This window comes from Acinetobacter sp. GW821-FHT01E09 (genome assembly GCF_059422385.1).
The window spans coordinates 2,911,141-2,931,672 of the sequence record NZ_JBWKWU010000001.1; the positions used below are offsets into that span (position 1 = coordinate 2,911,141).

Genomic DNA, 20,532 nt, shown 5'->3' on the forward strand with positions numbered 1-20,532 from the left:
TAGGCCATTTTCGAAATACTCTGAATACTCAGAATCTCCCACCCTAAGGCACCCACATGCTTTAGCGGGATTTCTTTTGTGTTTTTTTGATAGAGTTTTCCTTTTCGCCAAAATCTGAATTTTAAGGGCTCAGTATGAAGAAAATGAGAATTAGCCTCGCTTGGCAAATTGTTATTGCGCTCTTCTTAGGTATTCTTGTTGGTGCTTTTTTGCACAACGCACCTGAAATTCGCGGTGACATCATTGCAAACTTTTTACAACCATTGGGTAAGATTTTCATTAATCTGATCAAAATGATTGTAATTCCACTTGTGCTTTCCATGCTGATTTTAGGAATTGCCAATGCGGGTGACAGTAAAAGTGTCGGTAAACTTGGGTTAAAAACCATTGTTTATTTTGAGATTATTACGACAGTTGCAATTATTGTAGGCTTAGTTGCTGCCAATGTATTCCAACCTGGTGCAGGCATTGATATGTCTACACTGACAACCTCTGATATTTCGCAATATAAAGAAACGACACAGGAAGTCAGCCATGAAGCTCATGGCTTAGTGAATACAGTTCTTTCACTTATCCCACCGAATATTTTTGCTGCAATGGGTGATGGGCACATGTTGCCGATTATTTTCTTTGCAGTGATTTTCGGTATTGGTCTAGGTTCATTGTCTAAAGAAACCAAGCAACCGTTAATTGACGTGTTAAAAGCTGTTTCTGAAACAATGTTCAAAGTAACTCACATGATCATGATGTTTGCACCATTTGGTGTATTCGGTTTGATCGCTGCGACTGTAGCAAACTTTGGTTTTAGTTCATTATTACCATTAATTAAACTTGCTGTTTTAGTTTATGGGGCAATCCTGTTCTTTATCTTTATTGTGCTTGGTTTTGTGGCTAGATTCTGTGGTTTCAGTATCTGGACAATTATCAAAATCTTAAAAGATGAACTTATTCTTGCCTACTCCACTGCAAGCTCTGAAACCGTTTTACCACGTATGATGGAAAAAATGGAAGCTTATGGTGCGCCAAAATCAATTACCAGTTTTGTTGTTCCTATCGGTTATTCATTTAACTTAGATGGTTCAACACTCTATCAAAGTATTGCTGCTATCTTTATTGCACAACTTTACGGTATTGATTTAACCATCACTCAACAGCTTGTTTTGGTCTTGACCCTGATGATTACCTCTAAAGGTATCGCAGGCGTTCCTGGTGTGTCTTTCGTGGTTCTATTGGCAACTTTAGGCAGCGTGGGTATCCCACTAGAAGGCTTAGCATTTATTGCAGGTATTGACCGTATTTTAGATATGGCCCGTACTGTATTGAATGTGATTGGTAATGCACTTGCTGTACTCGTGATTAGTAAATGGGAAGGCAAATTCGATACTGAAAAACAAAAATCTTATAATTTTGATGCCACACATTAATTTTTAAGATCAGAGAAACCACCTTCGGGTGGTTTTTTATACGCTATAGTTATCAAAATTTAAGCGGTAAATTTACTTACAAAATAAATGCATATACTTGCTTAAACTGCAGATAAATAATTATTTTAATATTTTTATAAATTTCAAAAACTTAGATTATAACAGTTGATTCGGCTTTTCTTGCTTAAAACGTTTTAAGTTCCGATTCAGGTTATTTTAAGTCATATTTTTAATAGTAGCAGTCCAATATGTTCTAAGAACATGTGGAATACAATTTTGTTTAATTTTTAATCACTATAAACAATTGGAAGTGCTACACATGAAAATGATTTGTTATTGTGCTGATGATTTTGCATTGAATGATGAAATCAGTCATGCCGTATGTGTACTTCTTAAAAAAAATGCCTTGCAAGCAACATCATGTATGACGCAATCACCAATTTGGCATAAACACGCAAATAAATTACGTGCGCTTAAAGCGGAGATAAATCATCCAATTGAAATTGGTTTACATCTTAACTTTACCCATTATTTTGACCATAGCAACTTCCTTTATTATCCACTTAATGAACTCATGTTAAGAGCATGGTCAAGAACTTTAAATAAAGAAAAAATAAGAACAAGCATTATTCAGCAATGGGAACTTTTTGTTGAAGCACTTGGTACACAGCCAAATTTTGTAGATGGACACCAACATATCCACCAATTTCCTGTCATTCGTGAAGTTTTAATCGATGTATTAAAAGAAAAAAACTTTAACGGGTGGATTCGCAATCTAGATCACACCATTTCTATTCATAAATATCAGTTCAAAAGCAAAACATTAGAATATCTTGGTGCTAAAAAGACACTAAAACTTAGTCAAAAAAATCATTTCAAAACGAATACTTATTTTGCTGGAATTTATGATTTCAAGAATGAAAATTATGCTGCACTGAATTATGAATGGCTAAAATCCGCTCAAAATGGGTTATTGATCATGTGCCACCCTGCTGCCGCTCAACCAAAAGAATTTGATGGAATCCAAGATGCTCGTATTGATGAGTACCAATATTTCAACTCTGAACAATTTTTTAGGGATTGTAAAACTTTCAATATTGAACTCCAACCAATAGGCCAAATGCTATGAGTAGAAATGCTATGAATAGATTAGAACCATTTATTTCATGTGTTGTGCCTGCATATAATGAGGCAGAAAATTTAAAAACATTTATTCCAGCTCTTGCAGCAACCTTGGAACAGCAAAAAGTTTCCTTTGAAATCATCGTGATTGATGATGGTAGCAAAGACAATACCATAACCGTGCTTGAAAGTATGTTGGATCGCTATCCGCTTAAAATTTTAGAACTGTCACGAAATTTTGGTAAAGAAGCCGCCTTAAGTGCAGGGCTAGATCATACAACGGGAAATCTAACCTTAATGATCGATGCTGATTTCCAGCATCCTCTTGATGCTATTCCTACCATGATCAATCTTTGGAAAAATGGTTATGACATGGTTTATGGAATTCGTAATAGAAATACTGAATCTGGGCTAAAACGCTTATTTACATATGTTTATTATAGAATTCTCAATTTAAGTTCAGAAGTCGTTATTCCTGAAAATGCAGGCGATTTCCGCTTATTAGATGAAAAAGTCGTAGAAGCGATTAAAACACTTCCCGAGAAAAACCGTTATATGAAAGGTTTATATGCGTGGGTCGGCTTTAAATCAATTGGTATTCACTTCTCTGAGTTAGAAAGAAAAAATGGTCAATCAAGCTTTAACTTCAAGGCTTTATTTAACCTTGCCCTTTCAGGACTTACAGGATTTTCTAATCTTCCTTTAAGAGCGTGTATCGCATTTGGAGCTTTGTTGGCACTTTGTTCGGTTTCTTATGGTTTCTATATTATTTTTGAGACTATAGCCGAAGGTATAAAAGTCCCAGGTTGGGCAACATTAATTGTTGAAATCAGCTTATTGGGCGGTATTCAATTATTGTTTATTGGAATATTGGGGGAATATATCAGCCGAATTTATACGGAAACAAAAGATCGACCTCGTTATATTGTTTCCAATAAATACTCCAATACGAAGTACCTTCATTACACACCTTCAAATAAAAATAAAATCTTTTAAAAATATGGTTAATTCAAATATTTATGCGTTTTCAAAATTTTGTATCGTTGGTGGCGCTGCAGCATTAACACATTATTTGGTGTTAATGCTGCTTATCCACCTCACATCAATAACACTTGCGTTAGAGAATTTAATCGCGTTCAGCATTGCATTTTGGGTGAGCTACTTTGGACATCGCATAATTACCTTCAATGCACAAAAAACTCGACATATACATGTATTACCCAAATTTTTACTTGTTGCTTGTCTAGGTTTTATCTTTAACGAAGCATTCCTACTCACGACCCAGCATTTTTTCCATGCTGAAAATTTATCAACTCTTATCATTTTAACTATTGTGATTACAGCAATTTTTACATTTTTTTTAAGCAAGTTTTTTGCTTTTAAATTTTCAGGATAAGCGCCATGAAACCTACTTTTCGTTCATCTAAAACTTTGCTGATTTGCTTATCACTTTGGTTACTCATCTCAGTTTTTATTCGCCCAATGTCTGTACCAGATGAAGGACGTTATGGGGATATTAGCCGCTGGATGTATGAAAGTGGTGATTGGTTAATACCACGATTAAATGGTATTCCATTTATGCATAAACCACCTTTACTACACTGGTTAACAGCAAGTTTAATGGAAATATTTGGTTCACATGTTTGGGTTGCTCGTCTAGTTCCTGCATTTGCTGGCATTATCATGTTGGTCAGTTTATTTGTTTTTACTAAGAAACATGTGAATGAAAGAATTGCCCAAATTTCGACTGCAATTTTAGCAACTGGGTTATTATTTTATGGCTGCGCTGAATACATTAATCATGACATATTAGTTGCATCTTGGATTAGCTTAACAGTATTTTGCTTTGCAGATTTCATCCTCAGTGGTAAAAGAAATATTTTATTCTTGGGTTATTTTGCATGTGCATGTGCATTTTTAAGTAAAGGATTAATTGGTGTACTGATTCCAGGAATGGTTATTCTTCCTTGGATGATTTACATAGGACAATGGAAAAAAATCCCAGCAGTTTTAAACCCGTTTGGTCTCTTGTTATTTGCGCTAATTGCTTTGCCTTGGGTATTTATAGTTCAACAACATTATCCAAACTTTTTACACTATTTTTTTATTGAGCAACAATTTAGTCGATTTAACTCTGGCGAATTTAATAATAAACAAGGTTGGTATTTTTATGCAGCCTTACTGTTTGTGAATTTTTTACCAATCATACTCGCTAATGGCTTCAAATTTTCGAGCACCGCCATTCGCGCACAAACAACCCAACCTATTTTTAGTTTACTCATTTGGTGGGCGTTGTCCGTTTTGTTGTTCTTCTCGATCCCACCATCGAAACTTGCAGGTTATATTTTACCCTCAATTGCCCCATTTACAATGATTTTCGCACTTATGACAAATCGAATCATTGAAGAAAATAAATTGAGCAAGTTCCAAGTTTATGCACTTCCAACATTACTATTTGTATTGGCGAGTAGCTTAGTCGTTGCCCCATTTACCATGCATCGAGATATTGGCTTTTACTCCGCTGAGAAAAATCAAATTTTCGCAGTTGCAGGAATTGTGATGATTCTCTGCGGTATCTTAATCGTCTTGTTTAAAAAACATAAAATTGATTTTTTCACCTTTATTGTTACTTGCATGATGCTGCTATGTAGTATGGCAAGTAGTAGCGTGCAATTCTTTGATGTTAAATCTAACTCAAATCAGGTTAGTTTTGTTCAAGATATTCCAAAGAATCTACCTATCGTTTTTTATGATAATTATTTCTATGATGTTCCTTTCTTATTGAATCTCAAAAATCCTGTTTATGTTGTAAAAGATTGGTCAAAAGTAAATACTGATAGTTCCTCCCTTGAACTTAAAGATGGCTTACTTTTTGAAGCCAACAAAGCGCAGTATCTTTGGGAGTTTTCACAATTTAACCAAGCAATTAAATCTAAGCAAAAATTGGTCGTCTTTGCAAAAGCTGGAGATTTAAAATTAGATCCGTTGCAAAATCAATATCATGTTCAACACAGCCGTAATTTTGATATTTTTATTATAAATTAATTGTGATTTTCTCTAATTAATTAACAAAAATAAGGAAACTCTCTTGATGGATTGTTTCCTTTGAGCAATATTATTTTAATTTTTGAATCTGAAGCTATCTTAATAAACTCTTGGGTTAAATAACCATCTTTTGCAAGACATACATTCCAATCGTAAACTTGCACCCCATGAATCATTAAGCTTTCAACTTTCCATTCGGCCTGTTTTTCAAAATTCACTATCCCCAATTTATTTGTAAACTTTTCATCATATTGATCATCTAATTTTGCAGGATGTACTGCCGTTACTAACACGACTTTTACATCAGGAATTGCTACTCCCTGCTCATTTACAACAGTCACAGTCACTTGAGGCTTCTGTGTTTTATATATGGGATAACAGCTAGTTAAAGAAATCAGGATTGGTACTAGAAATATGCTTCTTTTCATAAACTCATCTATTTAAATTTTTTGATTTTTCTAAATTAATTCTCTCATATTAATACTTTTTTTATTTATTTTCATCATCTGGAATTTTTTGTATTCCCATAAAAAGCGAGCCACATAAGACGGTTTATATTTACTTTAAATTATTAAATAGCTACCTTTATATTTTTAGATTTCATAGAAGAAAGACCAATGAGAAACAGCTATTTAATTGCAGTCATACTATCAACTATATTTTTAAGTCAAGCACATGCTAAAAACGAGGATGTTGCACAATCTTCCGAATACATTCCTAGTGGTGGAGAGGCTGAGATTGTATCTTTTGATGCTGTTCAAGAGGCAGCTTTAGAACCTGAAAATGTTGATTTCAACATCTCAACAAGTACCGCTGCTTCAGATGCAGCGGCAACAGCCGCTGATGCTGCCGAAGCTGCTGAACGAGAAGCACAAGCAGCAGAAAAATCATCTAAATCAAAATAAATATAAAGTGCTATTTACAGTAAACATGTAAATAGCTTGCTCTTGAGTTTATCTCATGACCATATTGTTGTCAGAGACACAAAAACCACAATAAAGTGGCTTTTGTCATTAACATTTAAAATTATCAATCAGAAAACGTACTCGTTTCTTTAGCTATGCAATTAAATACGCACTGAGAATAATCAGCATTTGTACAGCTAAAATAACACTAAACCATTTCCAGCCTTTTTGGCGAAGGATGACCTTATCTGCTGTTGAATAATTGACTGTTCTTATCATTTTATCACCTCATTCTTGCTACATCATGGAACATCTTTGGGGCAAAACATCGGTCTTTTAATAGACAATGTATAACATGCAAAAAATAAACCAACGTTAAAACTGTAACTAAAATTATCTTATACTTATCTATATAATTAACTTGATATAAATCAACTCATTTTGATGTTTCATTATTTAATCATACATAGTGCCGCTATCAAGTGGCAGCATAAATCTCACCATTGAGTGGAGATAATGAAAATATTGATCAGTTTAAAAACAAAAAAGCCCCTTACGGGGCTTTTACAATTCATTGGTCTAGTCTAATTAACCAATAAACTTACGCGCATTACGGAACATACGTAACCATGCACCATCTTCAGTCCACTCTTCAGGCTTCCAAGAGTGCTGAATTGCACGGAAATTACGTTCAGGATGCGGCATCATAATCGTTGCACGACCATCTTTTGAAGTCACCCCAGAAATCGCTTCAGGAGAGCCATTAGGGTTCAATGGGTATTGTTGAGTTGCATTACCCAAGCTGTCTACATAACGTAAAATTACTTGGTTACCCGCATTTAACGCAGCAAAGTTTTCAGCAGAAGTTTCTGCACGACCTTCACCATGTGCAACAGCGATTGGTAAAATAGAGCCTTCCATACCTTCTAGAAGAATCGATGGAGATTTCTCAACTTTCACATTCACAACACGTGCTTCAAATACTTCTGAAGTATTACGGCGGAAACGTGGCCAGTTGTCTGCACCCGGAATGAGTGGCGCAAGCTGAGCCAACATTTGACAACCATTACAAATACCTACAGAGAAAGTATTATCACGGTTAAAGAATTTCTCAAATTGATCACGAAGTTTAGGATTAAACAGTACAGACTTAGCCCAACCACCACCAGCACCTAAAACATCGCCATAAGAGAAACCACCACAAGCAACCAGACCTTCAAAGTCGTCTAAATCTACACGACCTGAAAGTAAATCACTCATGTGAACATCAACAGTATTAAAACCCACTTTATCGAATGCCGCAGCCATTTCAACATGACCATTTACGCCTTGTTCACGTAAAATCATCATGTTTGGACGGCGTTCATTGATATAAGGTGCTTCAACAGGCTCATTTAAATCAAATGTTGGTAATGCAATTATACCTTTATGGTTTTTATCACCAATTAATGCAAATTCTGAATCAGCGGTTTCTACATTATCACGTAAACGTTGAATTTGATGAGACACTTCAGTCCAAGCTTGTTGCAATTCAGCACGATCAAGTAGCAAACCGTTCACTGACAATTTATCAGAATCATTGACAGTACCAACAACACGAATTGCTTCTCTTAAACTAGAAGTTGCAACTTCATCTGTCAAACTTGCCCAGTCTGCTTTAGAAATTTGCAATACTGCGCCGATTTCTTCAGCAAATAAGCTTTCATTAGATTGATCTTCTAGTGCTACACCTAAGCGTGAAGCAAACATCATTTCAGCAACAGTTGCCAATAAGCCACCATCACCGATGTCATGATATGCCTTGATCAAACCGCGATTATTCCAATCTTGAACCAATGCAAAGAATGCTTTGAACTCATCAAAGTTATCAACATCAGGTGTAACAGAACCAATTGCCTTATACACTTGTGCAAGGATCGAACCGCCTAAACGGAACTGACCTTTAGATAAATCAATACGTACCAGAACTGAATCTTCATTTTTCAATTCAGGTGTCAATGTTTTACGAACATCCAACACAGGTGCAAATGCAGTGATGACACCAGACATTGGTGAAGTCACAGATTTATCTTCGCCTTCGTCATTCCAAGTCGTACGCATTGACAATGAGTCTTTACCCACTGGAATTGCGATACCCAATGCAGGACACATTTCCATACCGATAGCTTTTACGCCTTCGAATAATGCTTGATCTTCACCTTTTTGACCTGCGGCCGCCATCCAGTTAGCAGACAGTTTAATATCGCTGATCTGTTCAATATTGGCACACATGATATTGGTGATGGACTCAGCCACGGCCAAACGTGCCGAAGCAGCAGGATTTAACAATGCAACAGGAGGACGCTCACCCATTGCCATTGCTTCACCAGTATAACCTTGTAAGCTTGTTGTGGTTACCGCAGCATCCGCAACAGGAACTTGCCAACGGCCCACCATCTGATCACGCGATACCATACCTGTGATTGAACGGTCACCAATGGTGATTAGGAATGATTTTGAAGCCACTGTAGGGTTTTTCAATACACGGAAGATCGCATCTTTTAAATCGACTTTAGATGCATCAAACTCGTCACCTTTACGTTGAATCGTTTCATATGAACGGCTCATACGTGGCGTGCCACCAAGCATGACTTGCATTGGCATATCCACTGCTTTGTTTTCAAACAATGGGTCGTTTACAGTCAATTGACGTGCTTCAGTCGCTTCACCCAATACCGCAAATGGGCAACGTTCACGTGCACAAATCGATTCAAATAACTCTAATGATTCTGGTTTGATGGCAAGTACATAACGTTCTTGCGCTTCATTTGACCAGATTTCCATTGGCGACATGCCTGGTTCAAGTGATGGGATTTTACGAAGATCAAGAGTTGCACCCAATTCGTGATCATTCACAAGTTCAGGCATTGCATTGGAAACACCACCCGCACCTACATCATGTACAGATACGATTGGGTTAAAGTCTTCCATTCTCCAACATGCATCAATCACTTCCTGACAACGACGCTCCATTTCTGGGTTTTCACGTTGTACAGAAGCAAAATCTAGGTTTTCACCCAATTTACCACTATCTACAGAAGAAGCTGCACCACCGCCCAAACCAATGAGCATCGCAGGACCACCCAGTACAATCAGTAAATCGCCTGGCTGAATTGCATCTTTTTCAACATGGTCAGGACGGATATTCCCGTAACCACCCGCAATCATAATCGGTTTATGGAAACCTTTTACTTCGCCATTAACATTTTGCTCAAAAGTACGGAAGTAACCATTTAACGCAGGGCGACCAAACTCGTTGTTAAATGCTGCACCACCTAAAGGACCATCAATCATGATCTGAAGTGGTGATGCCATACGAGATGGTTTACCGTAGTTTTCTTCCCAAGGCTGTTCAAAACCGGGAATATTAAGGTTAGAAACCGTAAAGCCCGTTAAACCCGCTTTTGGTTTACCACCACGGCCTGTTGCACCTTCATCACGAATTTCACCACCAGAACCTGTCGCAGCACCTGCAAATGGAGCAATTGCTGTTGGATGGTTGTGGGTTTCCACTTTCATGAGAATGTGGGCAGCTTGGCTCTTGTATTTATAAATATGGTGACCCGTAGCTTCATCTTTTTTCGGATAGAAACGCTGTGTGTCAAAACCAACAATTACAGAAGCATTATCTTTATATGCTGACAAAACATCTGTAGGTGATTCTTTATAGGTGTTTTTAATCATTTGGAACAATGATAATGGTTGTTTTTCACCATCAATTGTCCACTCTGAACCAAAGATTTTATGACGACAATGTTCTGAGTTTGCTTGAGCAAACATCATCAACTCGATGTCGTGTGGGTTACGCCCCATCTTATTAAATGCTGCGGTTAAATAGTCAATTTCTTCATCTGACAAAGCAAAGCCAAACTCAGAGTTTGCTTTAACCAGTGCATCTTTACCTTGTCCCAAAATATCAATTGAGTTTAAAGGCTTAGGCTCAGTTTCAGAGAATAAAGCTGTTGCGTCATCAATTTTATTGAAAACGCTTTCTGTCATACGGTCATGTAAAATTTGTTTTACTGCATCAGAGATTTCAGAAATCCCCTTTAAAGTAAACAAAACACCGCGTTCTAAGCGGTGTACAGGTGTATTACAGTTGGCAAAAATATCGGTTGCCTTAGATGACCACGGTGAAATTGTACCGACACGTGGCGTGACTAAAATCTGGATTTCGTCACTTGCAGCCTGACGAACTTCAAACGATACGCCATCGTTTAAAAGCTGTAAAGCAGATTGCTGTTGTTGCTCGTTGAGCGTTTGGTCGAAAAGGTAAACCCATTGGCTTTCTATTGATTGAACAGAACTGATCGACGCAAGGCGTGTTAATAGTTGTGTTTGCTTAAAAGAAGAGTGTGCAGGTGCACCGGCAACGATAAACATGCTGTTTTTGGCTCCACGGGCAGGTTTTGGCAACCTACCTCAATGTGACTTGAAGAGAGCGCATATTCTACTGTGAAAGCAAGATTTCAGCTAGTCATATCCCACTTAAAAAACGCTGAAATCTTGGTTTTAAATATCCGATTTACTTTGACTTTCGTCTTTAAACATGATTCGTAACAATTGAATTATTGAGCTGTATAATGAAACTCACCCGTTTTAGGATCTTCTTTCACTAGGATTCCACTTTTTTGATAAAAGACTTTTCCACAAGAAATCTCAGGATCGATTTCACCATCAATATCATAGGATAATCGGACATTGATATGTTCTAAATATGGGTTTTGAGATGCAGAGTCAATGAAAAATACATCTAAACTTTCCATGTTATAGCACACATAGATTTTTTCAGGATGCGAGTTTTTATTCAGATCAATTGTATAGGTATGATCCGCATTTTGAGTCATTCGATCGAGTTTCAGTGCCACCGCATTGACCAAATCACCACTTTTATTGATCGCATATGCATAGTTTTCCGTATCATTTTTATAAGCTTCGTTGCAGTTTTTAATTGGTTGCCCAATCTTCACCTTGCTAGGCGTAAGATCATCTATTGTAAATTTAGCTTTTCCATTCAACATACTGCTCGGTAAGATGCTCCAATACTGTTTATCTTGCGCATTTGGATCATCAGTCCAAATACAATTATTTGTCAGATGACCATCTGGCGTTTCTTGAAAAGCAAAGGTCGCTAAAGCTTGATCTACTGGTTCAGGCTTGGCAGGAATGCTTTCTTCGATTTCAGCTTTGCTCACTTCAATCTTTTTCTGAGTTTCAATTTCTTTATTTTGATTGGATCTATTTTTATCAGTGGGGCTACACCCTGCAAATAGAATAATCATAGTTAATAAGAAGAATTTTTTATTCATGCTTTACTCTATTTTTTAATGATACAAGGATAATGCTTATTCATATTAACTGTTTATAAGTCTAAACATATTAACTTTAATCATGGAAATTTTCCTCGTGTTTGGACTATCTAGATTATAAATTGGTTTACTGATCATTCTAAAATTTACTGCTCAATATTTAGTGGATAGAAAAGATCAAAAATTAACAGGCGATTGTATTATTGGATAATTTTTAGATGATGGTGAACAGCTTTTAATTCACCTTAATTCTGAAAAACCTGATTATGGCTCTGTTGTTGTCGTGAATCCAATTACAGCGAGAGATGATTGGTTTAGTGTTGAATCCAATTTTTATGACCTCATTATGAGTTATTTTAAATATAAGAATGAAAAATACTGGGAAAATATTTCTCAAATATAAACCGACCAAGACAACTTATGTCGCCCGCCCCTAGTACATTTTCAATAAATTTGGCATCATACGATTAACGAAAGAATGAATAATGATAAATGACTCAAATGCGTTGGTTAGAACTCCTTTCAACAGTTCGTTTAGGTAGTAAAAAGCAAAGTACAGAACAGGCACGAAGTCCATTTCATAAAGATTATGACCGCATTATATTTTCGCAAAGTTTTAGACAACTCAATCGTAAAACTCAAGTTCATCCACTGACCCAACATGATGGTATTCATACACGGCTCACGCACTCTTTAGAGGTGTCATGTATAGGTCGTTCTTTGGGAATGCTCGCTGCTGAAAAAATCAAAAATGAACTCCCCGTTTGGATCTCCCCAGCAGATGTAGGGGCAATTATTCAAGCTGCATGTTTGGCACATGATATTGGTAATCCACCCTTTGGGCATGCTGGTGAATATGCGATTCGTGAATGGTTTGATGATGCTGCACATACAAATTTTTTACAAGACCTGAGCCCTGAACAACAAGCAGATGTACGACAGTTCGAAGGTAATGCCCAAGGTTTAAGACTGCTTACTAAAATTGACTATCATCCTCATGATGGAGGTATGCGTCTTACTTACGCAACGTTAGGAGCTTACTTAAAGTATCCTTGGCTCTCTAAGACCATCGAATCTCAAGGGAATACTCCTGCAAGCAAACGGGCTAAATTTGGCTGTTATCAAGCTGAAAAAGAAATTCTTAAACAGATTGCAGATCGACTCGGTTTAATTCAATTGGGTGAGTATCATTGGTGTCGTCATCCGCTGACGTATTTACTAGAAGCTGCTGATGACATTTGTTATGCCTTAATTGATTTAGAAGACGGTATTATTCTCAATATGCTCAGCTATGAAGAAGTTGAACCTATTTTTCTTGATTTGTTAGGAGATTATGGCGTTCCCGCTGAACTTAGTATGCCGTATATGACTTGGCAACAAAAAATTGCAGCCTTACGCGGTCGTGTCATGAAACGGCTGGTAGATGAAGTAACCACCGCTTTCGCAAAACAACATTATCAAATTTTGTCAGGCCAGCTAAAAGGTTCGTTATTGCAATACTGTGCTGAAGATATTGAGATCGGGATTGATCGAGCAAAAAATCTTGCCCGTGAAAAAATCTTTGAACACCCGCAAAAATCAGGTTTGGAAATTATTGCCCATCAGAGTTTACAGCATATTTTAGATGCCTTTATTCCCCTTACCACACCGAATAAAACATTAAGTTTTAAAGATGGTCGTTTACTGTCTATATTAGAACGTTTTGGTGCACGCTTTAGTGATCATCACTATGACAATATTATGCAAGTCTTAGATATTGTGAGTAAATTTTCAGACCATCAAGCCTATAACTTAGCGCAAGAGCTCCAAGGTAATAAGGTTGGTTTTTTCTGATGACTGCGCGGCATATTGATGGTGGCATCTATAAATATCAATTTATTTATGCCGATCAATGGGTCCATTGCCCTGATTGTGATACAGCAGGAATTGTTCATTATCAATCATTAGATACAACTCTATATAGTTGTAATTGTCGCGCTCATTTTGTATTTACGTGTCGCAAATGCAATCGCCATTTAGACAGTCATTCCACGCAATATAATATTGAATTTAATGGCTATTATTATGTATATCTGTCTGAACGTTGCCACTTCTGTGGAGGGGCTCAACTAACAGTGAATGAAAAAATACGGAATATTAAAAACCCAAATTCACATTTTGAAGCAGTCTGTCCTTTATGTAAAAAAACCTCAAAACTGGTGCTAAAATCTCAAAACATTGTTTTCTCAAAAGCGAATAGGTTGGAACATACTCACTTTGGGCTTAAGCTTTATTTAGTCGCCCATACTCGTTTCGGGAATATTTATGTACATAATCTTGAGCATTTACAAGTATTAAAGTCTTTTATACATGCTGGTTTACGTGAAAGGACACAAAGTACTGGAAATTCCAGTTATTTTTCTCGACTACCTGCTTGGATAAAATCTGCCCGAAATCGCAAAGAAATTCTTAAAGCAATTTTGCGTTTAGAGCAAATGGCATCTACTATTCAACCATTAACAAATAAGTGAACAAACTCAATGATCGGATGTCTTATTGGTGAAGTCTTAGCTTTAGAAGCACCTACCGTACTTTTAAATGTAAATGGCGTGGGTTATGAAATCGACACGCCACTCTCAACATTTTGCCAATTACAAAAAGGTCAAAAAGTTACCTTATGGACGCATTTAGCCGTCCGTGAAGATGCTCAATTGCTATATGGCTTCTCTAACGCTCAAGAAAAAACCATCTTTCGCACCCTGCTAAAAGTGAATGGTGTTGGTCCTAAAATGGCTTTAGGGATTCTCTCTACACTGAGTGTGGAAATGTTGGTACATACTGTTGAGAATGGTGATGTCAAAACTTTAGTTAAAGTCCCTGGCGTTGGTGCGAAAACAGCTGAACGTTTAATGATTGAACTTCGTGATCGCTTTAAAGCCTTTGCTACAGGTACCACATCGAGTAATTCGACTTCAACTCAAATACAATTTACGGGTAACTCTGCTGTTGCAGAAGCTGAAGCGGCATTGCAATCTTTAGGTTATAAACCTTTGGAAGCACAAAAACTGATTAATGCTGTAAAAGCAGACTATACTGAAGCAAGCGACATTATCCGTGCTGCACTTAAATCCATGAATAAATAAGACAGATTAAGACACTCATGCAAGACCGATTAATCAGTGGGGCTGAAAAACCCGAAGATCATTTTGATCGTGCCATTCGTCCAACCTCTTTGGATGATTATATAGGCCAACCTGTTGTACGAGAGCAAATGGAAATCTTCATTGGTGCTGCTCGTGGTCGTGGTGAAGCACTTGATCATACCTTGATCTTTGGCCCACCCGGTTTAGGTAAAACCACATTGGCCAATATTATTGCCCGTGAAATGGGAGGGAACCTTAAATCTACCTCTGGCCCCGTATTGGAACGTGCAGGTGATTTGGCTGCAATGCTGACCAATCTGGAAGAAGGTGATGTGCTATTTATCGATGAAATTCATCGCCTCTCTCCAGTGATTGAAGAAATTCTTTATCCCGCGATGGAAGATTACCAACTCGACATCATGATTGGTGAAGGCCCTGGCGCACGTTCGATAAAATTAGACTTACCACCATTTACCTTGGTTGCTGCGACAACGCGTGCTGGTCTACTCACCTCACCTTTGCGTGATCGTTTTGGAATTGTGCAACGTTTAGAATTTTATTCAGTTGAAGATTTGACCCATATTGTGGCGCGTTCAGCATCATTAATGAATGTTCCCACAACAGCAGATGGTGCAAAAGAAATTGCTCGTCGTGCACGTGGTACACCTCGTATTGCTAACCGTTTGTTACGTCGTGTCCGTGACTATGCACAAGTTAAAGGCACGGGTGAAGTCACTCAACACATGGCACAACGTGCATTGGATATGTTAAATGTTGATAAAGATGGTTTAGATACGTTAGACCGTCGTTATTTATCGATGTTATTAGAACGTTTTGATGGCGGCCCTGCTGGCGTTGAAGCTTTAGCTGCAGCAATGGCTGAAGATTCAGGCACCTTAGAAGATGTGATTGAACCCTATTTGATTCAGCAAGGCTATGCTATGCGTACCGCTCGTGGGCGTATTGCAACCAATCAAGCCTATTTACAATTTGGGATGACACCACCTGAACCAAAATAATCAATTCAAGGAAATGTTTATTTTTCTTATGATTTTATATATAAAAGCCCTATACAAATAGGGCTTTTATAATGCTAATCGAAGTTGAGCTTTATTAAAATTTAAACGTTGTGCTCAATTGAACACGGCGCCCTTCTTGAGTATTTTTATACCGATTATAATAGTCTGCACCTACTTTTTGATAATCAACAAAGTTTTTATCAAAGACATTATATAAACCCACAGCAATATCCCACTGATTATTTACATTAAAATTTGATCCCATATGCATCAAACCGTATGCTTTATAATCACCTAATGCATCATAAACTTCTTGGTTAACTTGAGGTAGGCTATTATAATAATCTGGTGTAAAACGCGCACGTTCACTCCGGTATTCACCTCGCGCCCATAATTGAATTTTATCATCCGCTTGCCATTTTAATGATGCGTTGACCATATGTTTAGGTGTATCGTTTAATGGCGGATTACCATTCTTTTTGTCCTTAATTTCTGCCACTGTCCATGTATAGTTTAGGCCAAATTTCCAAGTCGGTACAAACTCCCAATTTAAGCCTGTTTCAACACCATAGATTTCTGCTTCTCGAGCATTGATCGGGCGAGTAAGATCCCAAGCGCGTTTGCCAGTATCTGCAGGTCGCATTTGCCATGGTGTACCAAGGTTTGCCATTTCTTTTTCACATACATCTTTATTAACATTGGCATCACAGGTCATTTCTACTGGTCCATTGACTATTTTATCTTTAATCTGACTAAAAAATGCTGTGATGTTGGCATCAAAATTAGAACCATTATTAAAATAAGTACCCAGCTCAAAGTTATTACTTGTTTCAGGTTTTAAATCTGGACTTCCAAAAAAAGGAACTGCTCCTTGTCTACCAATGTTATAAACACCATTGGTCAAGCGTTCTAAGCGAGGCGCTTTATAGCCCTCACTATAACCACCTTTTAACGTCCAATTGTCATTTGCATTCCAAACTAAATATGCTCTAGGTGTCCAAAAACTACCAAATGTATCATGATTGTCAAAACGTAAACCCATGGTTAAAGCTAAATCAGGAGTAAGTGCCCATGTATCTTCAGCAAAAAGACCCAATTGCTGAAACGACACCTCCTTATTTACCCTTAATCCATCTTTAATACTTGCATCCCACCATTGCCCACCAAGGGTAATATTGTGTCCTTTAAAATATTGAGTGGCCAATTTAGTATCAAAAATCGTATCCTCACTTTCTAAAAGACGTGGTGTAATTACATTTGAACCTGCTTGAGCACGTGCTGGAATAAGGCGACCAATGGTTTCGGTTTGAATATTACTAATACTTGATTCCAAGGTCCATATTTTATTGCGCCATGTGTGTACAAGTGTTAGCCGATCTCTATTAAATTCTTTTGTTTTATCATAACCACCATTTGCACCAAGCGTACCAAGTTGACTCTTACTGTTGTCATACCATTGTTCAGTTTTTTCATATTCTACCGAGAGGTCATGTTGCTTTGTTGGGGTAAATGTTAAACGAGCACCAATGGTTTCTAAGTCTGATTTGGTTGGGTTATTCCCCATGTTTAGCTCTACTGAATTATCATTTACATCGAGATAACCCACATTGGATTGACTCCGTTGTGCTTTTCGAGCACGAAGTTGTACTCCCAACAAATCCTTGATGATTGGACCAGTAATAAATCCATCAGCAGCACGTTGATTACCAAAATCAGAACTGTTTGGCAGTAAAGTCCCTTCTAATGTGATGGAGCCTGTCCATTCATTTGAAACTTTTTTTGTAATAATATTGACAACACCACCAATAGCATCAGAACCATACAATGTAGAAGCAGGTCCTCGAATAATCTCAATTCGTTCAATTGCTGAAACTGGAGGAATAAAACTATTATTTGATTCACCAAAAGCATTTGGTGTGATATCCCCAGTACTGTTTTGACGACGACCATCAATCAATACTAGGGAATACTCAGAATCCATCCCTCGGATACGTATATTTAAACCGCCAGTTTTTCCACCACCAGGGCTAATATCAACCCCCTCAACATCAACTAAAGCATCTGCAATTGAGTTTATACGTTTATCTTTTAGATCTTGTGCGGTGATCACAGTAATACTTGCTGGCGCATCTTTTAGTTTTTGCTCATAACCCGCTGCAGAAACAACAATTGTTGAAAGTTGTTGTGTAGCAGATTCTGTCTTGCTATTTGCAAAGGCTGAAGTTGTTGTAATTCCTAAAAGTGCGATTGAAATAGGACGAAGGTTAAACTTACTCATAAATAGAATTCCAGTAGATGGACGACATAAACAGTTGAAAACAAATAAAACATCTAAATATGAATGATAAGAATTATCATTTGCAATAAAAAGCATACAAAAAATAACAAGCTTAGTAAAGAGTTATTACACATTAATTTAACTAAAACTTAATAAAAAACTTTTGTTGGTTTTAATAGGCTTATTTAATTACATCGATCTCATTAAAAATTTGTTATTTAAAATAAATAAGTTATTGTTAATATTTGATTTTATTATTTTATAAAATTCTCTTCGATACATCCTTTTCACTCAGCTCTGGATATAAACTCCTATACTCAATTGGCTGCTCATAAGTAGTTTAAAGATAAAAAACACCAGAGCATCATATAACCATGCTGCTTATTTAAACAATTACAAAAAAATAATTTTGGAATGAACGGGTTTTGTCGAGCGTTGAAGTTATGAAATATAGAATAGATATTCAATTGCCATCATTTATTTCACGCTGCAAATGCAGATTGGCATACTCTTTTGATTAATGAGTTTTTCTTATTGTACGTTTAAAACTTTAAATTTATAAAAAAGCCAATTCAATGTTAATAATTTAATAAAAGGACAGTTGCTAATTTTGACTGAGCAACACAAAAAAGGAATCAAATTGAGTGAACTTGCATGGAATGTGAGTTTAGAAAATATTTAACAGTGCATATCCCTAAAGCTCATTCGAGAGTCTTTTATACAAATATTCAAACTCACTGATATTGATCGTTATCGCCCGAAAATCAATATTTTCAACATGGATGTACTGGTTTCATAATCGAATAAATAGGATATTTAAATATGGATAACACTCAGAATATATTACAAAAATTTGCAATAAAAGTCAGTGATTGGTCAGAAAAATGGTTTCCTGATTCCTATATTTTTGCCCTGTTAGGCGTCATCATTGTCGCCATCGCTGCGATTGGAATAGGAGCATCTGTTCAGGATGTCGCAATTTCATTTGGCAATGGTTTCTGGAGTTTGATTCCATTTACGATGCAAATGTGTATGTTGATTGTCGTTGGTTATGTGGTTTCAGTATCTAAACCGGTCGAAATGCTGATTCAAAAAATGGCTCAGATTCCCACATCTGGAAGAAATGCTATTGTTTTTGTAGCGACCGTCAGTCTGTTGATTTCACTGATTAACTGGGCCATGAGTACAGTTTTAACTGCCCTTTTGGTGATTGCACTATCCAAGCGTAAAGAGCTGAATATGGATTATCGTGCAGCTGCCGCAGCCGCTATTATTGGTATGGGAGCAACTTGGGCACTGGGTATTAGTTCTTCCGCTGCCCAGTTACAGGCAAACAAAGCCAGCTTACCAGAACCACTTTATAACTTAACCGGTATCATTCCTTTTACTGAAACGATCTTTTTACCACAGTCTATGATTATGACTGTCGTATTGATTATTGTGTCAATTGCCATTGCATTCTGGTCTGCACCTAAAGGGAATAGTATAAAAACCATTGATGAATTTGATATTCATTTTGAAGATGAAAAGACCGAAGTTCAAAGCAAAAAACGCCCAGGTGATTGGCTGGAAAATTCCCCTATTCTTAGCATTTTAATTGTGGTTTTAGGCCTGATCTGGATGTTTAATGAATTTACAAAAAGCAATCCGATTATTGCGATTTCCAGTTTAAATACTTACAACTTTATCTTCTTAATGCTGGGTATTGCTTTACATGGAACGCCTCGAAATTTTTTAAATGCAGTTTCTAAAGCTGTCCCTGCAGTTTCTGGCGTACTGATTCAATTTCCACTCTATGGAAGTATTGCTTTTATCATGACAAGTGCAATGAACGCACAGGATTTATCTCTATCTCATTATATTGCTGAATTTTTTGTATCGATTGCATCCAAGGAAACTTTCGCAATTGTCATGGGGTTATATTCGACTATTTTAGGCTTTTTCATTCCATCTGGGGGTGGTAAATGGATTATTGAAGCACCTTATGTCATGCAGGCGGCACACGATCTGAAAGTACATTTGGGATGGTCTGTTCAGATTTATAATGCAGCAGAAGCTTTACCCAACTTAATTAATCCATTCTTTATGTTACCCATGCTCGGAATTTTAAAGTTAAAGGCCAAAGATGTCATTGGATTTACAGTTACTCAGCTTGTCTTCCATCTACCCTTGGTTTTATTCTTATTGTGGATTCTTGGACGCACTTTAACCTATACGCCGCCTACTTTTTAGAATTTAAGATGCTTTGTTGTACAAAGTTATTTAAACG

Annotated in this window: 16 protein-coding genes; 11 read left to right on the top strand and 5 right to left on the bottom strand. The window is 37.0% G+C overall.

What is annotated here, in order from left to right; genetic code table 11:
* Positions 1–134: 134 nt before the first annotated feature.
* The 5 genes from gltP (at position 135) to AC07U8_RS13345 (ending at position 5,591) form a co-directional block, all read left to right on the top strand.
* The gene (gene gltP / locus AC07U8_RS13325) at positions 135–1,424 is read left to right on the top strand and encodes a glutamate/aspartate:proton symporter GltP (RefSeq protein WP_004822623.1); all 1,290 of its coding nucleotides are present in this window, start codon (positions 135–137) and stop codon (positions 1,422–1,424) included.
* 319 nt (positions 1,425–1,743) lie between these two features.
* Positions 1,744–2,553, top strand: coding sequence for a ChbG/HpnK family deacetylase (locus AC07U8_RS13330; protein ID WP_494738028.1), 810 nt, complete (start codon positions 1,744–1,746; stop codon positions 2,551–2,553).
* 11 nt (positions 2,554–2,564) lie between these two features.
* Positions 2,565–3,542 carry a glycosyltransferase family 2 protein gene (locus tag AC07U8_RS13335; RefSeq protein WP_494738029.1) on the top strand — a complete coding sequence of 326 codons (978 nt, stop codon included), beginning with the start codon at positions 2,565–2,567 and terminating at the stop codon, positions 3,540–3,542.
* 4 nt (positions 3,543–3,546) lie between these two features.
* Positions 3,547–3,942 carry a GtrA family protein gene (locus AC07U8_RS13340; protein WP_034613645.1) on the top strand — a complete coding sequence of 132 codons (396 nt, stop codon included), beginning with the start codon at positions 3,547–3,549 and terminating at the stop codon, positions 3,940–3,942.
* 5 nt (positions 3,943–3,947) lie between these two features.
* A complete protein-coding gene (locus AC07U8_RS13345) occupies positions 3,948–5,591 on the top strand; it encodes an ArnT family glycosyltransferase (RefSeq protein ID WP_494738030.1) in 1,644 nt (547 codons plus the stop codon).
* Between the two features lie 20 nt (positions 5,592–5,611).
* Here the strand turns inward: AC07U8_RS13345 and AC07U8_RS13350 are convergent, their stop codons facing one another.
* Positions 5,612–6,019 (bottom strand): hypothetical protein, encoded by a 408-nt coding sequence (locus AC07U8_RS13350; protein WP_151802674.1) that lies wholly within the window; start codon positions 6,017–6,019, stop codon positions 5,612–5,614.
* 189 nt (positions 6,020–6,208) lie between these two features.
* Between AC07U8_RS13350 and AC07U8_RS13355 the strand changes: the two genes are divergently transcribed.
* A complete protein-coding gene (locus AC07U8_RS13355; RefSeq protein WP_494738031.1) occupies positions 6,209–6,496 on the top strand; it encodes a hypothetical protein in 288 nt (95 codons plus the stop codon).
* A 153-nt stretch (positions 6,497–6,649) separates the two neighbouring features.
* On the opposite strand, the gene AC07U8_RS13360 is transcribed toward AC07U8_RS13355, so the two are convergent.
* The 3 genes from AC07U8_RS13360 to AC07U8_RS13370 form a co-directional block, all read right to left on the bottom strand.
* Positions 6,650–6,775, bottom strand: a complete 126-nt coding sequence (locus AC07U8_RS13360; protein WP_004822645.1) for a KGW motif small protein — start codon at positions 6,773–6,775, stop codon at positions 6,650–6,652.
* Between the two features lie 309 nt (positions 6,776–7,084).
* Positions 7,085–10,918 (bottom strand): phosphoribosylformylglycinamidine synthase, encoded by a 3,834-nt coding sequence (gene purL / locus AC07U8_RS13365; protein ID WP_494738032.1) that lies wholly within the window; start codon positions 10,916–10,918, stop codon positions 7,085–7,087.
* 185 nt (positions 10,919–11,103) lie between these two features.
* Entirely contained in the window at positions 11,104–11,844 is a 741-nt protein-coding gene (locus AC07U8_RS13370; protein WP_494738033.1) for a hypothetical protein, read from the bottom strand.
* A 492-nt stretch (positions 11,845–12,336) separates the two neighbouring features.
* Between AC07U8_RS13370 and AC07U8_RS13375 the strand changes: the two genes are divergently transcribed.
* The 4 genes from AC07U8_RS13375 to ruvB are packed head-to-tail and all read left to right on the top strand — an operon-like array spanning position 12,337 to position 15,985.
* Positions 12,337–13,677, top strand: a complete 1,341-nt coding sequence (locus AC07U8_RS13375) for a deoxyguanosinetriphosphate triphosphohydrolase (RefSeq protein WP_494738034.1) — start codon at positions 12,337–12,339, stop codon at positions 13,675–13,677.
* Positions 13,677–14,354 carry a hypothetical protein gene (locus AC07U8_RS13380; RefSeq protein ID WP_494738035.1) on the top strand — a complete coding sequence of 226 codons (678 nt, stop codon included), beginning with the start codon at positions 13,677–13,679 and terminating at the stop codon, positions 14,352–14,354. Before AC07U8_RS13375 ends, AC07U8_RS13380 begins: the two co-directional genes overlap by 1 nt.
* Positions 14,355–14,363: 9 nt before the next feature.
* Positions 14,364–14,966: a Holliday junction branch migration protein RuvA gene (gene ruvA, locus AC07U8_RS13385; RefSeq protein WP_494738036.1), complete on the top strand. Its 603-nt coding sequence runs from the start codon at positions 14,364–14,366 to the stop codon at positions 14,964–14,966.
* A 17-nt stretch (positions 14,967–14,983) separates the two neighbouring features.
* Positions 14,984–15,985 (top strand): Holliday junction branch migration DNA helicase RuvB, encoded by a 1,002-nt coding sequence (ruvB, locus tag AC07U8_RS13390; RefSeq protein ID WP_004724408.1) that lies wholly within the window; start codon positions 14,984–14,986, stop codon positions 15,983–15,985.
* A gap of 94 nt (positions 15,986–16,079) precedes the next feature.
* Here the strand turns inward: ruvB and AC07U8_RS13395 are convergent, their stop codons facing one another.
* The gene (locus AC07U8_RS13395; protein ID WP_494738037.1) at positions 16,080–18,263 is read right to left on the bottom strand and encodes a TonB-dependent receptor domain-containing protein; all 2,184 of its coding nucleotides are present in this window, start codon (positions 18,261–18,263) and stop codon (positions 16,080–16,082) included.
* 822 nt (positions 18,264–19,085) lie between these two features.
* On the opposite strand from AC07U8_RS13395, the gene AC07U8_RS13400 reads away from it, so the two are divergent.
* Positions 19,086–20,495 (top strand): short-chain fatty acid transporter, encoded by a 1,410-nt coding sequence (locus tag AC07U8_RS13400; RefSeq protein ID WP_494738038.1) that lies wholly within the window; start codon positions 19,086–19,088, stop codon positions 20,493–20,495.
* The last annotated feature ends 37 nt before the right edge of the window (positions 20,496–20,532 follow it).

Bases quoted from the DNA above. Each gene is read 5' to 3' on its own strand.
- purL (WP_494738032.1), bottom strand. From the start codon at position 10,918: ATGTTTATCGTTGCCGGTGCACCTGCACACTCTTCTTTTAAGCAAACA.
- AC07U8_RS13345 (WP_494738030.1), top strand. From the start codon at position 3,948: ATGAAACCTACTTTTCGTTCATCTAAAACTTTGCTGATTTGCTTATCA.
- AC07U8_RS13340 (WP_034613645.1), top strand. From the start codon at position 3,547: ATGGTTAATTCAAATATTTATGCGTTTTCAAAATTTTGTATCGTTGGT.
- AC07U8_RS13395 (WP_494738037.1), bottom strand. From the start codon at position 18,263: ATGAGTAAGTTTAACCTTCGTCCTATTTCAATCGCACTTTTAGGAATT.
- AC07U8_RS13355 (WP_494738031.1), top strand. From the start codon at position 6,209: ATGAGAAACAGCTATTTAATTGCAGTCATACTATCAACTATATTTTTA.
- AC07U8_RS13375 (WP_494738034.1), top strand. From the start codon at position 12,337: ATGACTCAAATGCGTTGGTTAGAACTCCTTTCAACAGTTCGTTTAGGT.
- AC07U8_RS13330 (WP_494738028.1), top strand. From the start codon at position 1,744: ATGAAAATGATTTGTTATTGTGCTGATGATTTTGCATTGAATGATGAA.
- gltP (WP_004822623.1), top strand. From the start codon at position 135: ATGAAGAAAATGAGAATTAGCCTCGCTTGGCAAATTGTTATTGCGCTC.
- AC07U8_RS13335 (WP_494738029.1), top strand. From the start codon at position 2,565: ATGAATAGATTAGAACCATTTATTTCATGTGTTGTGCCTGCATATAAT.
- ruvB (WP_004724408.1), top strand. From the start codon at position 14,984: ATGCAAGACCGATTAATCAGTGGGGCTGAAAAACCCGAAGATCATTTT.
- AC07U8_RS13380 (WP_494738035.1), top strand. From the start codon at position 13,677: ATGACTGCGCGGCATATTGATGGTGGCATCTATAAATATCAATTTATT.
- AC07U8_RS13400 (WP_494738038.1), top strand. From the start codon at position 19,086: ATGGATAACACTCAGAATATATTACAAAAATTTGCAATAAAAGTCAGT.
- ruvA (WP_494738036.1), top strand. From the start codon at position 14,364: ATGATCGGATGTCTTATTGGTGAAGTCTTAGCTTTAGAAGCACCTACC.
- AC07U8_RS13370 (WP_494738033.1), bottom strand. From the start codon at position 11,844: ATGAATAAAAAATTCTTCTTATTAACTATGATTATTCTATTTGCAGGG.
- AC07U8_RS13350 (WP_151802674.1), bottom strand. From the start codon at position 6,019: ATGAAAAGAAGCATATTTCTAGTACCAATCCTGATTTCTTTAACTAGC.
- AC07U8_RS13360 (WP_004822645.1), bottom strand. From the start codon at position 6,775: ATGATAAGAACAGTCAATTATTCAACAGCAGATAAGGTCATCCTTCGC.